Raw genomic sequence first — 2821 nt, forward strand, 5'->3', positions numbered from 1 at the left:
GAGTCGGGTCGGGAGCTGGAAGGTAGATGATGTCTGACGGTAGGACCCAGGGCCTTTGTGCCGCCGGTTTCCCGGTCGGGTGTCCATCCCCTGGTGCCCGTGGTCAGGTCGGTTCCCTTCCAGCTCCCGCCACCTCAAACCGTGCATGCGGTTCTCCCGCACACGGCTTACCGACGCCGTTCACCGAAGGCATTCGGTTTCTCCCGCCAGGGCTTGTTGGCCCTGGGTGCGATGACGGTTCCGTTCAGGCTGTACAACCCGCAGTAGTCGGCCGACTGATAAGCGAGCACGGACAGGCCAAAGCCACGTCCGCGTTTGTGCCGCTTACCAATGAACAGCGCCAACCGATCTCGCGCGTGCTGCTGGAGTTTGTCGAAGCGGATCGCGGAGTGGCCGTAGCGAAAGTAGTTCGCCCAACCCCTCAGAAACCTGTTGAGGTCCTCTACCACCGCCTCCACCGGCAGCCACAGCCGGGACCGAACCGTCAGTTCGGTGATCCGGTCGCGTGCACGTCGCATCGCCCGATCACTGGGCCAGCGGGCCAGGAACTCAATACCGCGTCTGCCGTGGATGCCCCGCGAACACACCATCCGATGATGGAAGCCGAGAAAGTCGAAACCCTCTGCACCCACCACCAATTCGACGATGCGGGTCTTGGCCTCCTTCGGCGCCAGGCCGAGGTCGGCGAGCAGCACCCGCAGCCGCGCCAGCGCGGCTTGGGCCTGCTGCGCGGACTTACACATCACCAGCAGATCGTCGGCAAAGCGCACCAGCACCCCGAATGTGCGGGTGTCCCATTCCCGGTCGAGCCGGTTCAGGTACACGTTGCACATCAAGGGACTGATCACGCCCCCTTGCGGGGTACCGGTATCGGGGTGTCTGACCGTGCCGGATTCCATCACTCCCGCACGCAGCATGGCGCGCAGCACCTTGAGCACCGACTGGTCACACACCCGTTCCTGAATCGCTTGCATCAACCGGTCATGCCCAATCGCCGAAAAACAATCGGCGATATCGGTTTCCACCACCCACCGCCGACCCCGAAAGCTCTCGTCGACGAGAACCTGCAGGGCATCGTGCTGACCCCGCTTCGGGCGAAACCCGAAACTGCACGGGGCGAAATCCGCCTCGAAGATCGGCTCGAGCACGATCTTGAGCGCAGCTTGCACGATGCGGTCACGCACCGCGGGAATCGACAGCGGACGCTTTTCGGTCGTTTCCGGCTTGGGGATATACACCCGCCGCGCCGGAAGCAGCCGATACGACCCCTCCCGCAGTTCGCCAGACAGTTCGTCAAGGAGCCGGTCAATGCCGTGCTCCTTTTCGATCCACTCCAAGGTGGCCCGGTCAATACCCGGTGCGCCATTGTTTGCGCGCACCGCAACCCACGCGCGCCACAGGACGTCTCTGCGCAAGACCTTGTCCCACAACGCATGAAACCGTCGCCCGGGATCGGCCTTGGCCGTCCGGTACAGCGTGTGTTGCAGGGCACGCACCTTATCCAACACAACCTTGTCAGCGACAACGGTTTTGCTGTCGGCGGGACTAGCCTTACCGGCACTCACCGGGCACCTCCACAGTCATTCACACGCATCGACGAAGCAGTGGCCCTTCCCTTACCGGCGGTTATGTTGTCCGCACGGCTCGATCGGTGTGAAGTAGGGAGCAGGCGCGGTGGCCCAGCCCCGTTTCCTGCTCCCCCTTCCCAAACCGGACATGAAGTTCTCCCTCATCCGGCTTTCCCCCAGGCAGTCGACCCGCCGCATTCCACGAAGCCACCCGTGTTGGCGACGAGCCCAAGCATCCGAACCCGGTTCTCAGGCAGACGAATTCGAGGGCGAATAGCACACGGCAGTCCCTCACACCCTTCCCCGGTCGGCCGTGCACACCTGGCTGGAGGCCCTTCGCTACGACGGGTTGTGTTGTCCACGTCGATCACCGCTACTATGCCCTCCTCCGACTTCCGCTCGACGCTCCACCACTTCGCGGGATCACCGCTTATAGGCTTCGCCGCTACCGAGCACCGCAGGTTGGCAACCCGCGGCCACAACGCCGGTGCCGAGACGGATCTCTCCTGTTCGGTGATGAGCTGTGCAACCGTTCCACCCTCCATACGCCGACGGGTTCCTGGGTGCTGCACATCCAAGATCTTCACACCGTCCATGGCCTTCACCCCCATAGTCCGGGCTCGGCTCCCGCTCTTTCCCCTGACAAACAGGGGGAGGTTGACGATGCGGCAAGGTTCGCTTGATGCTGCGGACCAGTTGCTTGCTCGCCCCCAAAAGGGACTTTGTCGTGACGCTTCGGCGGTCGGGTCTCCCCTGCCGCCGGCCACCAGCTACAGCGCTGCTTGGTCACTACGCTGGCCGGACTCTCACCGGCAAGTTCATCACCGCTTCCAGGACACACACTATGGCCACCTCCAACGCCCTTCCGGCTGGCTTCCACTTCCCGGCTCCTCACCGGTTATAGGTCACCACGCTCCAACAGAATCACGCAGTCTGTCGGGCCGGGGAGGACCTCTCCAGTCCCCGCCGCCACTATCCAAACGTTCCGCGCCCCTTACGCCGGGGAGTCCTTCACGGCTGCACCTTCAGGATCTTCACCGCTTCCATGGCCTTCGCCCTTCTCCTCCGGGCTCGGCACTCCCTCGCCCCACCCGTTACCGGGCAGGTGATCTAACGACGCGGCAGGCTTCACTTGACGTTACGGACCGTTCGGTTGCACACCCCGCCACGCGGGATGCTCGACGCTGGGCTTCGGCCCCGCCCGTTTCCAGACGACACCGCCAGCCTGCTACCGGGCCTCCTGACAGCTACCC

1 protein-coding gene is annotated in these 2821 nt (G+C 63.8%); it reads right to left on the minus strand.

Annotated features, from left to right (window positions below):
* Positions 1-167: 167 nt before the first annotated feature.
* Complete coding sequence (gene ltrA / locus MSIMFI_RS27060; protein WP_191499997.1) at positions 168-1565, minus strand: group II intron reverse transcriptase/maturase; 1398 nt, start codon at positions 1563-1565, stop codon at positions 168-170.
* Positions 1566-2821 lie beyond the last annotated feature (1256 nt).

This window comes from Mycobacterium simulans (assembly GCF_900232995.1).
Taxonomy (GTDB): Bacteria; Actinomycetota; Actinomycetes; order Mycobacteriales; family Mycobacteriaceae; genus Mycobacterium; species Mycobacterium simulans.